12 protein-coding genes are annotated in these 19,787 nt (G+C 53.5%); 5 read left to right on the forward strand and 7 right to left on the reverse strand.

Features of this window, described 5'->3' with window-relative positions:
* Window positions 1–151: 151 nt before the first annotated feature.
* On the reverse strand, window positions 152–1,153 hold the full coding sequence (locus MK110_03140) for a M24 family metallopeptidase (GenBank protein ID MCH2210270.1): 1,002 nt from the start codon (window positions 1,151–1,153) through the stop codon (window positions 152–154).
* Window positions 1,154–1,335: 182 nt separating this feature from the next.
* Here MK110_03140 and rdgB point away from each other — a divergent pair, with 182 nt between their 5' ends.
* Window positions 1,336–1,986 (forward strand): RdgB/HAM1 family non-canonical purine NTP pyrophosphatase, encoded by a 651-nt coding sequence (gene rdgB / locus MK110_03145; GenBank protein MCH2210271.1) that lies wholly within the window; start codon window positions 1,336–1,338, stop codon window positions 1,984–1,986.
* 324 nt (window positions 1,987–2,310) lie between these two features.
* Entirely contained in the window at window positions 2,311–3,417 is a 1,107-nt protein-coding gene (locus MK110_03150) for an LLM class flavin-dependent oxidoreductase (GenBank protein ID MCH2210272.1), read from the forward strand.
* A 130-nt stretch (window positions 3,418–3,547) separates the two neighbouring features.
* Here the strand turns inward: MK110_03150 and MK110_03155 are convergent, their stop codons facing one another.
* On the reverse strand, window positions 3,548–5,434 hold the full coding sequence (locus MK110_03155; GenBank protein ID MCH2210273.1) for a hypothetical protein: 1,887 nt from the start codon (window positions 5,432–5,434) through the stop codon (window positions 3,548–3,550).
* A 363-nt stretch (window positions 5,435–5,797) separates the two neighbouring features.
* Between MK110_03155 and MK110_03160 the strand changes: the two genes are divergently transcribed.
* The 3 genes from MK110_03160 (at window position 5,798) to MK110_03170 (ending at window position 9,242) form a co-directional block, all read left to right on the forward strand.
* Window positions 5,798–6,769, forward strand: a complete 972-nt coding sequence (locus MK110_03160; protein ID MCH2210274.1) for a peptidyl-alpha-hydroxyglycine alpha-amidating lyase family protein — start codon at window positions 5,798–5,800, stop codon at window positions 6,767–6,769.
* 443 nt (window positions 6,770–7,212) lie between these two features.
* Complete coding sequence (locus MK110_03165; GenBank protein MCH2210275.1) at window positions 7,213–8,151, forward strand: 3-keto-5-aminohexanoate cleavage protein; 939 nt, start codon at window positions 7,213–7,215, stop codon at window positions 8,149–8,151.
* 236 nt (window positions 8,152–8,387) lie between these two features.
* Window positions 8,388–9,242, forward strand: a complete 855-nt coding sequence (locus MK110_03170; GenBank protein MCH2210276.1) for a sugar phosphate isomerase/epimerase — start codon at window positions 8,388–8,390, stop codon at window positions 9,240–9,242.
* Between the two features lie 47 nt (window positions 9,243–9,289).
* Here the strand turns inward: MK110_03170 and MK110_03175 are convergent, their stop codons facing one another.
* The 5 genes from MK110_03175 to MK110_03195 form a co-directional block, all read right to left on the reverse strand.
* Complete coding sequence (locus MK110_03175; protein ID MCH2210277.1) at window positions 9,290–10,333, reverse strand: zinc-binding dehydrogenase; 1,044 nt, start codon at window positions 10,331–10,333, stop codon at window positions 9,290–9,292.
* 595 nt (window positions 10,334–10,928) lie between these two features.
* Window positions 10,929–12,872, reverse strand: coding sequence for a peptidylprolyl isomerase (locus MK110_03180; protein MCH2210278.1), 1,944 nt, complete (start codon window positions 12,870–12,872; stop codon window positions 10,929–10,931).
* A gap of 203 nt (window positions 12,873–13,075) precedes the next feature.
* Window positions 13,076–15,094, reverse strand: a complete 2,019-nt coding sequence (locus tag MK110_03185) for a right-handed parallel beta-helix repeat-containing protein (GenBank protein MCH2210279.1) — start codon at window positions 15,092–15,094, stop codon at window positions 13,076–13,078.
* Between the two features lie 379 nt (window positions 15,095–15,473).
* Window positions 15,474–17,867, reverse strand: coding sequence for an arylsulfatase (locus MK110_03190; protein MCH2210280.1), 2,394 nt, complete (start codon window positions 17,865–17,867; stop codon window positions 15,474–15,476).
* A gap of 100 nt (window positions 17,868–17,967) precedes the next feature.
* Window positions 17,968–19,566, reverse strand: a complete 1,599-nt coding sequence (locus tag MK110_03195) for an arylsulfatase (protein ID MCH2210281.1) — start codon at window positions 19,564–19,566, stop codon at window positions 17,968–17,970.
* Between the last annotated feature and the right edge of the window lie 221 nt (window positions 19,567–19,787).

Here is a 19,787-nt window from a genome sequence, read left to right on the forward strand (position 1 = left end):
TAACGTTATCCCGGTCCACGCAGACCACCCTGTCGGCTGATAAAGTGAAATCACTCGACCGACACAGCCTAACGGGGGGCGGGTATGCTTCCAGCGTCCGGCGGTGTGAATTCCTGGCATGAAGAATCCCTGTCCGCAGCAGGCAGCGACATCAGCCGGGTTGCAGACCCAGATCATGCCGGCTCAATCGTTCGCATCCGGAATCCGTAATGACATAGTTGTGTTCAAAACGCATTCCCCCCACGCCTTTGATATACAGACCCGGTTCCAGGGTAACGACATCGCCTGGCAGCAGATTATCCGTACTGTGTGGAACGAGGATTGGTGCTTCCGGATGTTCCAGTCCCAAACCATGTCCCGCATGATGCGACAAACCCGGAAAGCCTCGCTGCACCAGTTGAGCGTCCACGGTTTCGAAGACGGATGCGCAGCCGGTTCCTGCGACCAATTTTGATTCGCCTGCGGTCAGCGCCGCGATACACGCCTCAGCCTGAGAGGCCTGTTCCGAAGTCGGAATTCCTACAGCCACGGTGTTCGTAAAATCACTGCGATAGCCGGCGATAACCACACTGAAATCCAGAATCATCATGTCGCCGGTCTTCAGTCGATGTTCGGTTGGGAGTCCGCCTGCCCTGAAAACATCGGCATTAGTGGCACGAAAATCTCCATAAACGATACACGGACAGCCGGCGGTCTGTTGAGCGGCCGCCTGAACGGAGATGTAAACGTCCAGTTCCGTTGCACCGGGCACTACGGCATTAAATGCGGCGGCCTGTCCCGCGGCCCCGGCATTCATGCAATTCTGTATCAATGACAGTTCATCCGGCTGCTTTGTCCGACGTAGCCGACGAATGACAGTCCCAAGTGAAGAAGATGTACTACCGACAGAGATGCTTGTTAGGGAGTTCGGGATTACTGAAGTCAGTTCAACTGACAGGCCGTCACGTTCGACCAGCAAAGCTGAGGGATCGATGGTTCGGGGATATGTGCTCAGCGCTGAAGACAGGGACAGGTGACGATTCGTCACAGAATGCTGATGGTCATACCAAGGCTGAATGATTTCCTCAGAAACGAAAACCTCACCGACAGCGGACCGACGCGTGAAGTTGTCGCAGAACAGCACTGCATGCCCGTCACGCGATAACAGGAGCATCGCGGCCTGATCCGCAGAGAAACTAATCGGATTTGTCCGGAAACCGCAGAAGTACTGCACATGTCGCGAATCACCGATCAAAGCCTGTTCAACGGTATCGGGTAATACTGACCATAAATTCTGTCGTCTTTGGCGACAGCCTTGTTCCGTAAGCATGATCGATCACAAAGTTGAGTGAAATGGTGGCGGTTGAAGTCGCTTCCGACTACAAGGTCACAATGAAGTATCGCATTGTTCTTGCCAGCCGCAATCGTAAGAAGTCTGCGGAAATTTCAGATCTTCTTGCGCCTCAGGGTTTTGAAGTGGTTCCGGTCACCGAATTTCCGCAGGTGGCTGAAGTGGTGGAAGATGGAGATTCCTTTGCAGCCAATGCTGCTAAGAAAGCCACACAGGTGGCAGTTGCGGTCGGGGAGTGGGCGATCGGAGAAGACAGCGGGTTGTGTGTCGACGCACTGAACGGCGCTCCGGGAATTTACTCTGCGCGGTTCAGCGGTGAAAACGCCACCGACGAGCGTAACAATGACAAGTTGCTGCAGGAGCTGACAGGCGTGCCTGCTGATAAACGCGATGCTGAATACGTCTGCAGCATTGTGCTTTCTGATCCGTCAGGCAGGCCGCGAGTATCGGCGGAGGGTACCTGTCGGGGGCGTATTGTCGATGAGCGACGCGGGACAGGCGGGTTTGGCTACGATCCTTTGTTTCTGATCCCGGAATTCCACAGGACTTTCGGAGAACTAAGCCCTTTGGTGAAACAGTGTCTGAGCCATCGGGCACGCGCGTTCAAAAAGTTCGTGGCCGGCATGTATGATGTTGCTTCAGATTTTCAGCTTTGAGTATCAGCAATGCGACAGCACAATACAGCACTGTCGCAGTTTTCTGCTGTTGATGCGGGATGTACGCAGCCGGTTGCAGATCGGAATGACTCCCGCACCCGCAGCAGGATTCAGTCATGAAGCATACGGCAGCTGACAGATCCTGAGTCTGCAGGCCGACGGGTGTGCGTTTGTGTCCACAGTCGACCACGGCTGCGGAAATAAAGAAATTAGCTGTAGCGTCAGCGATTGACGCCCGATCACCTGGAAGACACAGTACGCACCATATTGTTGGATTGTCACCTGTTTCGTGCATATTTGTGATCAAAGATCAGGAACGTAGTTATGGATTCGATCCGTCATGGCATGTTCATCATGCCGTTTCATGACCCGACCAAACCGTTGACTCAATGCTGTGACGAAGACCTGGAACTGATCGTCAGAGCAGATGAACTGGGATTCAGCGAATTCTGGATCGGTGAGCACCACACGATGAAGTATGAGAATATCGTGACGCCGGAGTTTCTCATTGCTCGTGCGCTGGGTGAAACGCAGCAGATCCGCATGGGACCGGCCCCGGTCTGTCTTAATCAGCACCATCCGGGAAATGTGGCCTGCCGTCTGGCGTATCTGGATCATCTGTCTAAAGGCAGACTTAACCTTTGTTTCGGTCCTGGAGCCGTCCCGACAGACCTGGAAATGTATGGCCACGAGCCAAAAGATGCCGGTGCCATGTCCATGGAAGCCGCCGACATGATTGTCCAGTTGTGGACGTCTGATCCTCCGTACCAATTGTCCGGCAGGTTCTGGGATTTCAAAATTGACGAACAACTGGACGAAGAGCACGGCATTGGGTACATACCGAAACCGCTGCAAAAGCCGTATCCCCCCATTGCAATTCCGGGGCAGTTTCGAGGTTCCTCGGCGATGAAGTTCGCCGGCAGCAGGGGCTACCAGCCATTCAATCACGGGCTGCCGGCCGCCAACGTCCTGGCTGAAATGTGGCAGATCTACGAAGACGCTGCGTTGGAGGCGGGTCATCAGCCGAAACGCTCTGACTGGCGAGTAGCACGCGCCATCTTTTTGGCAGATACGACCAAAGAAGCTCAGCAACGTGTACGTTCAAACTCAATGGGTGCCGGCTTTGAATATATTGGCGAATTGCTGGATCAAAGTCCTTTTGGACGCGCGATGTTCAAGCGGGACCTGAACATGAGCAATGCCGACTGCAATATCGATTACCTGATGGAAGAACAGATTATCGCAGGGGATGTGGACGAAGTGCTCCGTCGTCTGTTGCTTCTGATTGAAGAAATTGGTCCGTTTGGCACGCTGATTTCAATGGGGTATGACTGGGACGACAAGCAAAGCTGGGTGCACAGTATGGAGTTGTTTGCCAACGAATTGATGCCTGCCTTAAACAAAGCCATGGGGCTGGCACCGGTGAAGTAAAACGATTTTGCGTTCCATGCTCAATCTGTGACTCCGGCGATGGACCTTGCCACGGAAGAAATTAGGAAACATCTCGTATGCACACTTCTCTGCCGTATGCCGGTGCAGACTGGACACGGGATGGTCCGGGTTATGGATCCATCGGAGGAAATGCATAGGTTGGCGAGTTCACAAATCTGTCGAGATCGATCATTAGTTGTCCAACCGCACCGGGAATCAGTCGTATACGAAAGGCCGGGCCGTCTACTGTGTAAAATTGATAGGGGTAATGATCGATCTGCCGTACGTGGGTGAAGTCATGCTCGCCGAACATCCCTGCCTGCAAAACCACATCGCGAGATTCAGTCGGGTGTAGATTGACAAGCCGAATACGAAACCCCTCGGGCGTGAGGCGATCGACGAGCGCAGCAACATCCGGCGGCAGCCCGGATCGTTGACGGCCGGGATCAAAATATCGCACGCTCGTATGCAGCAGGCCCCCATGATAAATATGGTTCGGCGCACCGAGCAGCAGCTGCACAAGTCCCTCGAGTACGACCGGGTTCAGACTTTGCCAGTGATGGACGCCCTGCTGATCGGGTGTCGTTCGGTCCCTGGCAATCCGGTTTAGTCGATTCCGTGTTTCCTGAAAGCAGGCTTTGAGGACTTCCACCGGATAGTCGTCATTCTGTCCACGTACAAATGCGAGCCATTGTTCTGGATTTTCGGAGTCCCCTTTGGCTTTTGAGTAGTTCAGCTCTTTCCAGGTGGCGGGACGACTGAGTCGTTCGATCCGTTGCCAGTCTTCTTCTGCTCGCGACACAAACCAGAGTTGCACAAGGTACTTCGAATTGAACGGCTGATAATCGTGCCAGCCGTTATCGCCGTGTCGCTGCGGGACAAGCAATGTGCCGTTTTCTGACCTGGCGTGTTTGCTCACCAGGTCGATTACAGAACGCGGCAGTTCCAGATATTTCGGGTCACCGCTGACAACATAGGCATTGGTCGCGCTGATGATGGTTGATTCGAGTTGGTTGAACAGTCCGCCCGGCCATTGCCAGCCGTAATAGCCGCCCCACCATTTGCCATCCATATATTCGCCGACTTCACCCGATAGTCCGACATTGTCCGGCAGAATGCCGTTGTTCTCATGCACACGGGCAATCCACGTTTCCACATAGTCCAGAATCCACTGTTTGTATTTGGCCTCACTGGTGGCCATGTAGGCATTGAGCATCAGGCTTGTGCAGGTCAGATTGAGAGGAACATCGCCCCGCATCATCCGCTCGTTCATAGTGTTAAGGATGAACGGGAAGAGTTCGTCGTCATTCCAGGCTTCGCTTGACGTAACGTGTGGGATATCGGGGAAGGGCAGTGGGTAAGGGGTGAATCCGGGACGATGAGTGATCCAGTCTTCTGGCGTTGTGACAAAACGCGGTCCGCGACTGCCGTTGATTGGCGAACGGATCAGCTTTTTTTCCTGGTCGAAATTGGGTGCGTCCTGATTCTCTCCGGTGTAAAGGGCTGCAAACCTGACGGAACGTTGGCGAAATGTACTGTCGTCCGGATCCATCAGGCCGAACATGTAGAAGTTGGTGTATGATTCGCCGTGGTGCATCCAGTCGTAGTGGGCGTCAAATTCATTATGGACCTGACCATAGCCGGTGAACTGTCGCGTGACCCCGTTCCAAAGCCTGCGGGCCAGCGGATCGATCGATGCCGGACCACCCAGAGCGTAGTAAAGCGGGAAATTATAGAAGCTTTCGTATCCGTCATCGGACCCGTCGATTCCCGGCCATTCATCGCGCCAAATGAGTGTGCCGTCCTCCCGTGTGTACTTGTTGACGAACGTGAGCAGGGCCGGATGGAGTTGCTCCAGAATGTGTCGCTCCCAGATCGCCCAGTCCGGCGGCATCGCAGTGGTACCGATCGGGACGACCGGTATCGTCGGCTCCAGAGCGTGTGCGGCTTTGGGGACAACAACTGTGCCGATCGTCAGAACACAGATCTGCAACACCCAGACTCTCAATAGATCCATTTCCGTTTCCTTTCTGATGATGCAGCAACGAAGCCCCTGTCGGGATTCTAACCACGCACTGCGCACGCCATGCGAGCTGCCACGTCCAGTTGCGTCAGGACTGCATAGATCGCCCTGAAACTCAGACTCTATGTGAACAAGTTTACTAAACTCAGAAGTCTAATGCCGCTACGCATCGAAGGCTTGCAGCCCTCATGATTCCAATATCAAGCTGCAGCGCAATGGGATATCGATCAACACAAACTGCTTACTGATGATTCGTGAAATCCGATATGACGTACGTGTGTCCGTCCGGTTGTTATCAATAAATAGTTCTGCAATCATCTTTTCAAATCAACGTTCCAGTACCCTAGGGAATAAATCGTGAGAAAAGTTGGATCCGGTGAATTCGTTTATGAAGAAGTGAAATCGTGGGCCGGATTCCCGAAAGACTGGAAGACCGAAGATGCGCCCGCAGTGGCTGTGGATTCACTCGACCGCGTTTTCGTGCTCATTAGAAATGAAAAGGATAAGGATGGCCTGCTCATCTTTGATCGCGAAGGAAACTTCCTGAATTCATGGGGAGAAAACCTGTTTGTGAGGCCTCACGGTCTTTTTATTGGCCCGGATGATTCTGTTTACGTCGTCGACGACTGGGGCCATCGGGTTTCCAGATTCACACCAGACGGCGATGTGACGATGATGATCGATACCAGAGATCAACCGGCTGATACCGGATATGTGCGCGGTCGCCACGAAGTGGCTCGGGCCGGTCCTCCATTCAATGAACCCACTGGTTGCGCGCTCGCGCCCGGAGGTGGCCTCTATGTGTCGGACGGATATGGCAACGCTCGGATGCACAAGTTCACGTCCGATGGCAGACTGTTGCTGACGTGGGGCGAACCGGGAGACGGTCCTGGACAGTTCCGGACTCCTCACGGTGTGTTCGTTGACGGAAATGGTCTGGTGCACGTTTCCGACCGTATGAACCGTCGCGTGCAGGTATTCAGTCCACAGGGAGAGTACCTGAACGAGTGGAATGCAAATTATCCGAACAATGTGTGTATCGACGCCAGGGGATACATCTATGTCGCAGAGATGGGTGGCTTTCTTCTCTATGGGCGTCAACCTCGACTGGACAAATTACCGGCAAGGGTCACGGTGCGCGATTCGGCTGGTGCGATCCTGTCGGAATGGAGCGAAGTTGATCCGATCGGAACCGGCCAGTATTTTTGCCCGCATTCGACTGCGGTCGATTCACGAGGTGACCTCTACGTCAGTGAGGTTGCGACCTCGTATAATTTTGGTACGGCGCCGGCGGACTGGGGAGTGCTGCGCAAGTACGTGAAGGTTTGAGCAGCGAGTAACAAGGCACCTCCGTATCCTGTCAACTTAAAAATCGGTCCGGGCAGTCGATTAATCGCCCACAGAGTCGTGTAACGCCCATTTGGCAGTCCTGGACTGCGATTTTGAAAAACCAAAACAGCGATGACCAGCCACAGGGTCTGAAATCCGGATTGAGCCCCGTATGTCGTGGTCAGGAACAGTTCACCGGAACCGACAAGCGTTGCTGTGAAGATGATTGAGGGCCCGTGGAAACGAAAGCGTCTCCGGCGGTTCGCGCACTTCCGAATTCGGATTGGTGACAGGTTCTGTCATGCAACTTTCCCAACATGCGGGCAGCCGTTAGGATAGTCGAGTGTATTTGTCCCGCAACTGTGATGGAAAAACGACCTGCCAGAGGTTGCAGTGGTTCCTTCCACTCCCGCAGGCAATGGCATTCAGGAAGACAAAATTTGATGAAATGGAAACCGCTCATTATCACCGTCACCTGTGATCCACAGCTGCAGGACCCACTCAACCCGCGTACGGATGAATTACAAACAGTTGAGGCGATTGCCAGGGAATACAACGATGCCAACGCCGCCGGCGCCGTGATGGACCACGTGCACGGACTTTACTCACGAGATCCGGTTGTGCAGACTGATGGCAGACAGCTACAGGTTCCTGACATTGAGGGCACGGCTGCCATCGTTAGAAACATTCGCGAGAAATTTCCTCAGGTTGGAATCCAGCAGGGACTGGCGAGCATGCGTCCCGAACAGAAATTGGAGTTATGGGAGGCGATCAAGCCTGAAATGAGTTCATTGAATGTGAATTCGCACGACGAATACTTCGACCCTTATCCCGATCAGGTAAAACCAGTTTGCTGCTATTCTGTGCACCCGATCAATGAACTGCGACAGTATTTTCAATGGGCCAGTCAGCATGGCGTCAAGCCGGAACTGGAGTGCTTTGATACAGGGGCTTTCGATGCCATCCGGATTATTCGTGACGGTATCTTCTGGACGGACGATGGCCACCGTGAAGAGGAAACAGGACTGTTGGAAGATCCGTTGTGGTGTACCTTTTTCTTTGGGTGGCCGGGTCAGAGCTGCCAGCCGATGACAGACCTCGCCCTGTTTAATCAGATCTACCACCAGCCCGAGCGGATCAACTGGTCGATGTCGTGTATGTCGCGATGTCCCCGGGAATACTGGGCTCAGATCAATCGTGGCGTGCTGCAGAACGGGCACATCCGCGTTGGGTATGAAGACTGTGGACGACATCCCGATGGATCGTATGCGTCAACAAATGCTGATCTGGTGGACCGAGCGGTGCAAATGGCCAGGCTCGTGGGCCGCCCGATTGCGACGCCGGCCGAAGCGCGTGAAATGATTGGCCTGCGGTCCGCGTGACGGAGGGGGGCAGCCGTGCTGCGTCGAGACACATGCCAGGAGTGTGTTTCCTGAACTGGGAGACGTACGGCCGGTGATCAACGGGCAGGATGACCTTCGCTAGAGATCTCTCTTGTAAAACGCAGAGCATCGTTTCCAACCCTGGTTCCTTTTGAAGTGACCGGTTCACGATCAGGAGTTCGGCCGATCGACGTCGACGCTCCCTTGTCTGTACGACGAAACCCCCTGGAATCACTATGAAAGGCCTTAGCTGCAATTCCAATATTCTGAGCGAATTTCCTGTTGAACAGGCGATCGACCTGTTGGCCGGGCAGGGTTATGACGCAATCGACATCTGTATGGAGATTGCGCCGCCCTTTGTTCCTGTTCCCGTCCCCCATATGAGTCCCGACGATGATACAACCAAAAGGGACCGAGTCAGCAAACGATTGCAACAGGCCGGGATTGCGATTGCCGCCTTGAATGCCCATACGAATCTGTGTGCTCGAGATCCCCAGGAGCGGCAGATCAACACAAAATTCGTTACGGGCTGTCTCCAGCTGGCAGCTGACCTGGGTGCACCGACCGTGGTCACGGGGGCCGGAGGGAAAAACGCCTATGGCTATGAACAGTGGTATTTTGATTGGGCCGTCGAATCCCTTGAGCAGCTATTGCCGGTCGCCGATCGGCTGGGAATCAATCTTGCTATCGAGTCGGGGAGTCCACCTGGTTGTTTAACCTACAATATTGAGACAACCAGGCGACTGTTGTCCGTAACAGGAATGGAATCTTTGCGCGTATTGTTTGATCCGGCGCACTATCACATTCGAGGTGACAATGCCGTGGAGGCGTTTCAATCGCTACAGGACCGCATCGTGCATGTGCACGCCAAAGATGCGACCGGCAATCCGGAAAACATTATTTTTCCGCCACTGGGACAGGGCGAAATCGATTTCGACAGGTTGTTCGGTGCAATGGGGAGTGCCGGGTACGGCGGGTATATTGCGATGGAGTATGAGGCTTTCGCGTGGGACTTTCCCAAAGAGCCTCAACAGGTGCTTCCTCAGGAAAAGGCGTTTCTTGACGAACTTGTCACCGCACACTGGCGCTGATTCGGCTGTGTTCCCCGGATGCTCCGGTATTCGGGGCGGCTTGGCTCCTACGTTGCATTGAATGCAGACTCGGGCATCTGCAGGACGAGTCGTCCCAGAACCTCCCCGGCTCGCAGTTTCGACAGTGCTTCATTTATCTGTTCGAAGGGAAGCTGATCGGTGACGATCGACTGAGTTTTACCTTCTGCAACCAGTCGTACCGTGTTCATCAGGTCCTGCTTACGACCGCAGCGAGTTCCGATGATCTGCAATTCGTTTTGGGCGATCCGTTTCCCGCTGAGAGCGTAGTCTTCGGGGGTGTAGCCGACAATTACGATTCGTCCGCCGTTGCGTAACGATTCGACGCCGCCGGCGATGGTTAACTCTTTGCCGACAACATCGATCACGCAGTCGACACCGCCTCCATCTGTCATCCGCCGAATCTCATGGACGACATCCTGTCGAGAGGAATTGATGGCTGCACCGGCTCCCAGTTCGAGAGCTCGTTCTGTTTTGGTGTCAGTCACATCGACCGCAATGACCTGGGCGCCGGCGAGCTTTGCGAACTGAATCGCGTATGATCCGACACCGCCGACTCCGATGATGGCGACCGTCTCCCCGGATTTCAGTTCTGACCGCTCCACTGCATGCAGAGCCGTGATACCGGCATCGCACAGCACGGCCGCGTCGGAAAAGGAAATTGATTCGGGGAACGAGACAACCTGTCGGGCCGGTAATTTTAGAAATTCCGCGTGACCGCCAGGGATGCCGCGGACCCCTACGATCCCTGTCATGTTGGGACACAATTGCTCACGGTTCGACCGGCAAAGAAAACAGTCACCACATGTAGCGAAATTGTATGTGATCACCCGGTCACCCGGGCTGAAGTCCGTCACGTCTTGACCGACTTCGTGGACGATGCCTGCTGACTCGTGCCCGGTCGTAAAAGGAAGATCCGGTCGGTAACCGAATCCTTCGATCAGTTTCAAATCGGTTCCGTCGATACCGGCCGCTCTGACTCGGATGAGAACTTCGTCCGCATCGGGTTGAGGTGTTTCGACCTCTTCGATTGAGAGAGACTGTCCGAATTTGCGTAAGATGGCTGCCTTCATGTGGTGATGGTCGATCTGCGGGAAACGAAAGTCGGAGATGCATGCCGGACAGCGACGATGCTGAGACTCTGGCAGTTGCAGGCCACCGACAGTGTACTGATTTTAGAATTTTATCATGCTGCTGAGGTCCTGACTATTCCCATAGTTTGTCTGTGACTCCCCGCATTAGTTTCCGATAAGGGGATGGTTGATGTGTTGGAGTACGTAACGGGATTCACCGGTAGTCTGACCATGTCATCTGGTGTCTGTTCCGGATTGAGAAGAATGCATTGAGGATGTGCAGAGTCTACCGTGTCGGCCGGATACCGATGATGTAATTCCGGTCGGACGCCTGTGCCTGCCACGATTTACGAAGATCGATCGGACACCGTCTGATGTGAGTGAAGGAGAGAGATGAATCGATACCCGCTGAATTATCTGCAGGAGGTGACGGCGAGGGTTTTTAACGCCTGCGGAACACTGGCCACCTTCATACGTGACTCTCGCTGATCACAACAGACGCGTCACTCTGAGAGTAAACCCCGACAAGGGCTCACGCCATCGTGAACCGCCCGCTGCTTCGTCAGGCGTTCAGACGGACCGGCACCGTGGATGTTTAGGACTGCTCTTCATCGGCTGCCAGTTCGTCACTGTTACCATCTGAGTCCGCTCCGGCCAATAAAACGCTGATGCTCTCGACGATGACAAAGTTGTCTCGCGCGGCGGGAACCTCGGTATCCGCATAATCCCGCAGCGGAACGTCCGTAAGAGCCGGCTCACCAAAATCAGAGACCAAATTGAAGCCCGGCAGGCTGTTGATTGTATCAACCACAATCATGCCGGTTCCAATCACATTGCCAAAGACCGTGTGGGGTACGTTGTCAAGAAACAGATTGTCAACCGTATTGATGAAATACTGTCCGGTGAAACTGTTGATGTTTCCGCCGACCTGAGCCGTGGACAGTGTTCCGCGCACATTCGAATTTTCCGCCAAAGCAAATTCATTTGGCGGAGCCTCAAACGGTGCGATGCGAGAGACCACAGGTGGAATTGTGTCACTGCCCGATACTGCAAACCCGCCGCCCTGTATGACGAAATCACTTACACTGCGATGTATGATTGAATTGTCATTGCGTGAAAGATCAGCCAGGAACGCGCTGACAGTTTGTGGAGCATCCTCGTCCAGAAGTTCTGTGTCAAATGTTCCCAGAGACGAAGAGAATCTCAGGACCGTACCTTCCGCCAGATGGACGTTCAGTGATTCGACGGTTTCCTCACCATCCAGCGAAGACTTGATCTGGATGGCGTTGGCGCCTTTATTGGCAGGCGTGTTCGTGAGTCTCAGCTCACTGCTGAACTGTCCGGTTTCGTCCGCAGTTGTGGTTTCATCATCGAATTCACCGTCTGCATCACTGTCAATGGTGATAACCGCTCCTGCTGTCGTGGTTCCCGCGATCACAAAATCAGCATTTCCGGTGAGCAACGTTTCACTGGATTGTGTCGTCGTATTGGCCGACAGATCAAGATTCAGCAGGAGAGGAAGAACTTCCTCACGCTGAATAGCGGCAATACGTGTCAGTACATCAGAGACTGTAACTTCAGTTTCCGAGGACGGGATCGAGTCACTCGAAAAATTGAAACGCTGTGGATCGGTGGCAAATTGATTATCGGATTCAATATCTGTGCGATTGGTTCCGGAACCACCGTTTAGAACTGTTCTGTTGCCAAATGCGTTTGGTCCGCTGAACACAATGTCGTCATCTCCATCTTCGGTACGTATCCGGACCTCATCCTCGATTACTGTAGGTCCATCGACCAGCTCTGAAGGACCCACGAACACAAAATCGCTGCCGGCACCGCTGGTCACCAAAAGATCATCAGAAAAATTACTGGCGTTGAAAATCAGAGAATCCGCCTGACCTCCTGCCTGAAACAGGGTGTCACCACTCACCTGAACCTGTTCGGTCAACAGGATGTTTTCTCCCCCGGACGGGTTCACGACAAAATGACGACCGACAGTGCTGCCGATTACCCGGATAATGTCATCACCGGCGCCCTGCTCAATCCAGAGATTTGCCCCGGTTGTAAAGGATTGGATGGTGACGGTGTTGTTTCCTGAGTCATCTTCAATTCGCAGGCTGTCTGCGACCCGAATTCCGTCGATCACCAGAGCGTCGTCACCATCGGCCAAAAGAACCTGCAGATCGCCAAAAATCTCCGGGATCCCGTCACCTGGAACAAATTCTGTGTTCCCGTTAACTGAGGTTCCGTCCAGTCCTCGTAATACGATCGTTCCTGTTTCATCGCTGAGCAGCTCAACAACATTGTCAGCTTCATCCCCCTGGACAATCAGATTGCCGGCGATGAGATTCGCCGTCACATTGCCGGCCAAAAGTGTCCGCTGTTCCAGCACCTCAGAGCCGACTGCAACGGCACTCCGGCGCAGACGCTGTTTGGTACGAACTTTCGCCGGCCACCACACAGCAACAGCGTTCATAGACAAACGCCGCAGTGGTGAAAATACGGTGGCGAGGATCCTGGTGAAATCGAAGGAAAACACAGTCAGTTCCATGGTCGGATGGAGAGACAAATTTGTCTCATCTGAACATAGAGACCGGCCACGAGCAAGTACCAATTTTGAAGCGGCTGCTAATGAAGGCCGTTCCATGCTCATTCTGTGGAACAGACGTTCATAAATAGGTGCTGGCTGCATCGGCTTTGCACCGGACCGTCCACTCTGCCGGAGTTGGACCCAAAAACAGCTCAGGGGACCTCGTTGCCCGATACATTTGATGAAGCGGTGTTGCCGCCGGCGGAGGCGGGACTGTTCCCGTTCAGATTGAATCCGGCTCCGCCATTGGATGTGGACCGATTATCACTGATTGCACTCGTCAGATTGTCCTGAAACTCGAAGCTGAAACCGTCGCCGGAATTTTGGTATGCACGGTTACCGATAAACTCGGCATTGTTATTTGTGATGAAAAATCCGTCGCCGTTGTTGCGGTTAGCTGTATTCCCGGAGATTGTTCCACCATTGATGGTCAAAAGAAACCCGCCAAGTCCGTTGTTCAATGCGCGATTGTCGCTGACGGTTCCACCATTATTGTCCTCGATCACAAAACCTGCGCCTGCATTATTAGTGGCAGAGTTTCTGCTGACAGTGCTACTCTCAAGAAAATCGAAGCTCAGTCCCGCCGCAGCAGCGCCACTGATTTGATTATCAAGAATACTGATATTGCTGAGAGTGCCGTTGCCTTGAATTCCATTCCGGCCTCCCGTAATCGTCAGGCCTCGAATCGAAGAATTATTCGCAGCAACGAAGACAGGCAGATTTTCTCTGGTTCCGTTAATCGTTGGTCGTTGTCCAAAGAAAGCCGGTAATCCGGTAACCGCACCCACCACATGAACTCCACCACCCAAAATACTCTGGCCGTCACGTAACTCGACTGTGTCTTCCAGTCGAAATTCACCTGCCGACCCGTTAATCAGCACGACGTTTGTTCCGGTATCGGCAATTGCATTCTGAATGCTGTTGTCGGTTTCCGCAGTGACGACCGCCGTATTGGCACCCAGAGAGATTCGGGTTGTCGCATCCGGTATCGCGACGGTTGCTTCCTGCGGTCCCGCGGCGGCGGCATGAGTGACAATGTCATCATCCCGCACAATGCGGTCCAGCATCCGCCGTGCGAGTGGATGACTGTTTACGTTCTGATGCATGGCAGGATTCCCCAGAGGAAGAACGAGTCGAACCAGGGCGTTGAACTGGTGGTCTCTGATCTGATCCCACTGATATTCCGCGCCGATGGTCAGACGTGAACCACGTCCCAGTCCGGGAACGTCGAACGACCGCGATTCCATTCGAACTTTTGGCCCGGCGATGTCGGGATATCCTGCGGCGTCTGCACCGAAGTAGTAACCACCCAGAAAAGCACGTGATTCACTGAATCCATAATCAGCAAGCAGCCAGCCGTATTCACAGTCCACGCCCCCGTAGGCCCGTTCCTGACCGGCACGCATCAGGACAGAACTGCCCGTGAAATTAAACGCAGTTGCACCGGCAGCTGCCTTCGCTCCGGTCAGCGGGATATAACCATTGACGCGGGCCTCAAACGGGATGGCCAGGTATTCCATGCCCACGGTGATCTGCTGGAAGTTATTGTTGTAGGCCGTTTGCCGGATGTCATAAAACACATAACTCCCGAAAATTCCATACGGAGACGATATGACCCGCTGAGCCAGTCCGATGTTGGCTTCAACTGAGTGTTGATCATCCAAGGTGGTTCGCAGATCAGCGAAAACGAGTTCTTCGGGCGTCTGAAACAAAGGGATCATTCGCTGGGCCTGGCCCAGCACCCGTTCCGTGCCCCCCTTAAATATTCCTGACAAATATGGCTGCCACAGACCGGGATGTACATGAACCTTCCATGCAGAATCTGCTGAACTGCCGGGGCAGGGCAGTGAACCACTTACAAAGGGTTCCTGTGGGCCTGTTGAAACATGAACGGGAGGAATCTGAGGCGACCACGCTGGCGTCAGCCAGGGCTGCGTGTTTGATGCTCCGACTATAGGCGCTGGTGTGTAAAACGGGTCTTGTACCGACGGCTGGAAATATGGAGTGGTGGAAGACGGACTGGCGATGTTGAACGCCGGACCCGGCTGAGAACCCGCTCGAACGGTTGGAACTTGAATGTAGAAGCCGCTGAGTATCGGAACGGCGACCAGCATCAAACCAGCCAGTCGGGCACGATATTCGGACGTACTGCTCCATCTGTCCAAACTCATATTGACACGTTTCTAAGAAAAGAAGCGAAGGGTCGGTGGACCACGACCCACGAATCGAGACACGACACAGTTTGACATTCGGACGAAAAATCAGTGTCACCGGCAAACTAGAATCTGTACTTGAATCCAATCAAGACAAAATGCATGTCAGGGCATCAGGCCACGGGCAGTATGACCCTTGGTGCGGCAGATGTTGCCGGTTGAGTGGCGGCCTGCGGCGGGTTAAGTGCGTTGAACCGGTCGAAAATGCGTGTTTGGCCGAAGGTTCTGTTGAGCTGCCGTCCAGTGAGTCGCATGTTTTTCGCTCAGACCCGACGAGAAACATGGTGCTTTTGATTGCGCCCATGTTCATTGACAGGTTGATGATCGTGCATCGATATTATTTCAGTTGCACATGCACTTGTTCAATCGTGCCGTTGAACCGAAACGGAGCTGAGTCCATGTAGTCTCGTGATACAACGCTGCCCAGATCAACACCCACGTCAAAGGACTCGCTGGCAGAAAAAACGCCGGGAACAGTCATATCAGTTTCCAGACTTGCGGATTCAGTACCGTCGATTGTCATTACGATGTTCGCAGGTGCTCCAGGATTTCGAATAGTGGTGTCGATCTGGATTTGATGAGATCCGGCTGAAAGTCTCGTAACTGATTTCATGCGGAAGCGTTTGATGATCATTAGATTGTATTCAAAGTAAACATAGCCATCTTTGACATAGCAGGTAAGTCCACCGCCGGCACCACCCAGGGCGTAGAGGACACCGGACGAATCGTCAGTAAATTCGGCGTCAATCAACACACTGTTGCTTTTCTTTCCGAGGCCCGGTGCTGCAAACTCGGGCATGCGGAATGTTGTCTGGTCAAACACCCAACTGCGGTAAGGTGACGTCAGCACGTCTTCGGGATGAATTCGAAGCCAGATTCCGGCCCCGACGGGAAAGACCTGGTTGGCTTGGGCTTCCTGCAAAAACAGAGTCTGCAGCTGTTGCAGTTTTTCCGGGTATGTGTCGGCCACATTTCGGGCCTGCGAGAAATCCTGATGCAGATTATAAAGTTCCCAGTGATCCTTGCGGGAATCCCACTGTCCCAGTCCCTGTTGAGCGTTTTTCCATGGAATGAGGGGGCCAAAGGCACAGGCATACCAGCCGTCCTGATAGATTCCGCGACTACCATTGTTTTCAAAATACTGAACGTGTTTGTTTTCCGGTGCGTCTGAGGAAAACAGCGACTTTGCCATACTCACACCATCGATCGGATCCTGGTGAAATCCGTCGACTTGTTCAGGGTGTGGAATGTTGAGCAGGTCGTAGATCGTGGGGACAATATCATTAACATGGTAGAACTGATCACGCGGCTGACGATTTGGCCTGATCTTTTTCGGCCACGAAACTACCAGCGGATTGCGGGTTCCGCCAAAGTGTGATGCCACGAGTTTGGTATGGTGAAACGGGGTTGATCCCGCCCATGCCCATCCGGCGTGGTACATGTTGTCAACTTCAGCGGTTCCCAGCTTTTCAATCCCGCCAATTTCTTTGAGGGCTTTGATCTGCTGCTCAACAGTATTGGGAATCTGATTCTGGGCAAGCAGTTCACTGATCGATCCTCTCTGTCCTTCCGCACTGCTTCCGTTATCGCCCCAGATATAGAAGATCAGCGTGTTGTCACGTTGGCCGGTGGCGTCGATATGATCAATCAGTTTTCCGACTTGAGCATCCACATGTTCGACATAGCCGGCAAACACCTCCATCAAACGCGTTTGGAAAGATCGCTGTGCCGCCGGGATGTCATTCCAGGCGTCCATCGTGCCGGCTCGTTCGGTGAGTTGCGTGTCTTCCGGGATCCAGCCGAGTGCTTTTTGTCGAGAAAAAATTTCCTGGCGCAACTCGTCCCAGCCCTGATCAAAACGGCCGGAATACCTGTCGGCCCATTCATGAAATATCTGATGAGGCCCGTGTGCTGCGCCTGGGGCCCAGTACATCAGAAAGGGTTGATCCGGAGAGTAAGACTGGTGCTGTTTCATCCACGTGATGGCGCGTTCGGCAAGGTCCTCGGACAAATGATATTTTTCGTCATGTGGTGGTTCAACAACATTACGGTTCTCCACAAGTCGAGGTTCGTACTGAGATGTTTCTCCGGCCAGAAAACCGTAAAAATAATCGAAGCCGTAAGCGTTGGGCCAGTAAGTAAACGGTCCCATGGCCGTGGTCTGGTCGGCAGGGGAATTGTGCCACTTGCCGAATGCCGAAGTCTTGTAGCCGTAGTTTCTCAGGACTGTTGCCAGTGTGGCCGAGGTTTGAGGAATGATGCCGGTGTAACCATCCCAATCGACGGCCCGCTCGGCGATGGTCCCGCTGCCGACACGATGATGATTGCGTCCGGTCAGCAAAGAGGCGCGAGTGGGCGAACAAATCGATGTGGTATGAAACCGGTTGTAGCTGATGCCCTGAGACGCCACGCGACTCAGTGTTGGTGTCTCGGCAAATCCGCCAAATGTTGACGGCACACCAAACCCTACGTCATCGATCAGCACGATCAGAATGTTGGGGGCGTCAGCGGCAAGTTGCTGAGGATGTTGGCGTCGTTGCATTGTGGAACTCTGCAGTGTTTGTCCGGCGACACTGGTTGAAGGTGGCGGGCGAAACGGCAATACGTCACCTTCAGTGACGCCGTTCTTCGTCGCGTCCACAAGACCCGTCTGAGCGCCGGCCGGATTTGACAGAACTCCGTTCAACAAACAGCTGCACAGTAACAGGAGTACGAACGATCGCAGTGGCATCATCGGACTTCGCTTAATCTGGAAAAGAGCTGGATGAATAAGGGTAGTTTTGATAGCAGAGTCAGGTCGTCGACGGACGTTTGAGTCTGATCCTGGCCGTTTAGTTCAGGCCGATTTCTTTGGGGGGATAAATTCTGTACGTGGCGGCGTGAGCCTTCAGTTTTGCAGCCACAGATGCCAGCCAGGCATTTCGTCGGTGGCCAACTGTGGTTTGTTCTTTTGGATCGATGTACAGATTGAACAACCAGGGAGCCAGTCCCGTGGTGTGCAGTGTGGCCATGTCGATTTGCAGGTTGGGCGTCTGGGGCAGCAGAACTTTGACGTGCAGTTTGTATTCTCTCATCCGACAGGCGGTGAGTTCGGCACCCCACCAGAAATACACAGCTTCGCGATTAGATTCTCCCTGGTCGTGCAGCAGGAATGATGTTTGATCGACAAAATCATAATATTTTTTTGACGGTAGACTGTCCTTTGATACACCTGCCAGTGTCAGGGCGGTTCCGAACAGATCCATCAGATCGAAGAGTCCATCGCTTTGGCGTCCTGCCTGAATCATATTTTTCCAATAGGCAATTCCCGGAACCCGAACCCCACCTTCAAAGGTGGTGCCTTTGGCGCCGCGAAATGGTGTGTATCCCGAGTCCGGCCACGAATCCATCTGCGGGCCGTTGTCAGACGTGACAAAGATGAACGTGTTTTCGAGAACTCCGGCATCCGTCAGCGCGCGGACAATGCTGCCGATGTGCAGGTCAACTTCCGCGACACCTTCTTTATAGTAATATTTGGCAGCACTGCTGCCTTTCAGTCGAGAGTTGGGAAAGTTGTCGGCATGCACTTTCATAAAACAGTGTTCTATGAAAAAAGGTTTTTCCTGAGCTGCCAGTTCCCGGATTCTTTTGACTGAAAAATCAGCCAGCACCTGATCGGCATTTCCCATGTCGGTCGTGGATCCGATCGAGCTGACTGTTTCTGTCTTGCCGCCGGCAAAACCATGCACCAGATCTACGCCAGGCCCAATCAGTTCAAAGGCCGCCATCAGATCCTGATTCAGTAACAGATCGGGATAGCGTCGTTCGTCGAATCGCTGTGATATTTCTTTTTGCGCCGGGTAGTAACCATAAAATTCGTCGAATCCCACATCGTGGGGGCGCAGACCTTCGCCTTCCCCGATGTGCCATTTTCCGGTCAGCACAGAATGATAACCGCAATCACTCAGCCGTTTTGCCAGACTCACTTCGTCCGCCCACGGGTTACGCGTGATTTTGTCGCCCGCCAGAATGGGGCGAATCAGACCCGTACGAACAGGAAGTCGTCCGGTCAGAATTGCAGACCGTGTTGGAGTGCATGTCTGTTGAGAATAGCAACTCGTCAGACGCAGCCCGTTACGGGCCAGGGTATCCATATTCGGAGTGTCGGCTCCAACAGCGATGCCTCCTCCGTAACAGCCAGGATCGCCGTATCCCATGTCATCGACCACGATCCACACGATGTTGGGACGCTGACCGGTTTTTGCATAAAGTTGGGCTAGTTTTTCTGCAGCGTGTTTCTGCTGAACAGGATGCGGAATTGCGGCTTCAAAGTTGGCTGCCGTTTTCACAGAGCGGTCCAGTGTCTGTGCCCGCAGCACACATTCAGATGTGAACAGGACACCGCAAAGGACCAGACAACGGATCTGTGTTTGTTTAACGACCGTGTTCATCACAGCACCTCGACAATTGGCTGGTAGGCATTGAGAGCAGTCTCTTGCCAGTGAATTATGCTTCGGTCGCACGCTTCGGTTCACTCGCACGCTGATTTTAGTCAGAGGAAAGCTGCCATGCCTGTTCGGTAGCCCGTGGCGATCGGAATTCACGATAATTAAATGTGAGCTGAAATAATCCGATTGAGGCCTGGTCAGGCGATCATTGAAATTTGCAGGGA

Source organism: Fuerstiella sp. (assembly GCA_022447225.1).
GTDB lineage: Bacteria > Planctomycetota > Planctomycetia > Planctomycetales > Planctomycetaceae > S139-18.